Genomic DNA, 841 nt, shown 5'->3' on the forward strand with positions numbered 1-841 from the left:
TCACTTGGGGTATACCCTATGTTGACAATAATAAGTAGCACCATGTGGTGACAAAAATGCAGATAAAATAAAAGAGACTAATTATACGTAATCACGTATAATTAGTCCATGAACAAAGTCCTCAAACAAATCATCTTTATGGGCTCAGCTCTAAACGACCTGAGAGCATTCCCAATCTCTGCCCGCCGTGAGGCCGGCTTTCAGCTGGATAGGGTGCAGGTGGGCAATGAGCCTGACGATTGGAAGCCCATGACGACCGTTGGTCCAGGGGTACAGGAGATACGGATCAGGGACGCCCACGGCGCCTTCCGTGTGATCTACATTGCGAAATTCGCGACGGCGGTTTATGTCCTGCACTGCTTCCAAAAGAAGACGCAAAAAACGAGCAAGCACGACCTTGACCTCGCCGCCAAGCGGATGAAAGAACTGACTAAGGAGTTGAACTAATGACTGAATCAAATCAAGCCTTCAGCAGCGTCTGGGACGCCCTGGAGGACTCACCAGCCGAAGCAGAGAACATGCGTATTCGCACCAGCCTAATGACGGCTATCCGAGACTTTATCGAGGTGCGTCAGCTCTCGCAGGCTGACGCTGCGCAGCTGTTCAACGTAACGCAACCCCGCATTTCAGAACTCCAGCGCGGGAAGATCGACCTTTTCAGCGTGGATCGATTGATCAACATGCTCGCCCAAGGCGGCATGCACGTTGAAGTCAGTGTCAAAACTGCAGCTTGATACAGGTTACATGTGGTTGTGATTCCTGTAGTTTTGATTTCTTTCAGCTTGGTCTGCCCCTATGATTGTAGATCCTGACCTGCTTGGTCTGTAAGCGTCCGAACTAC

The 841-nt window shown here is 50.3% G+C and carries 2 protein-coding genes; both read left to right on the top strand.

Annotated elements, in window-relative coordinates:
• Positions 1-108 precede the first annotated feature (108 nt).
• Positions 109-447, top strand: a complete 339-nt coding sequence (locus tag ALO43_RS19890; RefSeq protein ID WP_054071658.1) for a type II toxin-antitoxin system RelE/ParE family toxin — start codon at positions 109-111, stop codon at positions 445-447.
• Positions 447-734, top strand: a complete 288-nt coding sequence (locus ALO43_RS19895) for a helix-turn-helix domain-containing protein (protein WP_005622028.1) — start codon at positions 447-449, stop codon at positions 732-734. The genes ALO43_RS19890 and ALO43_RS19895 overlap by 1 nt, the downstream gene beginning before the upstream one ends.
• Positions 735-841: the final 107 nt, after the last annotated feature.

This window comes from Pseudomonas tremae, from assembly GCF_001401155.1.
Lineage (GTDB): Bacteria > Pseudomonadota > Gammaproteobacteria > Pseudomonadales > Pseudomonadaceae > Aquipseudomonas > Aquipseudomonas tremae.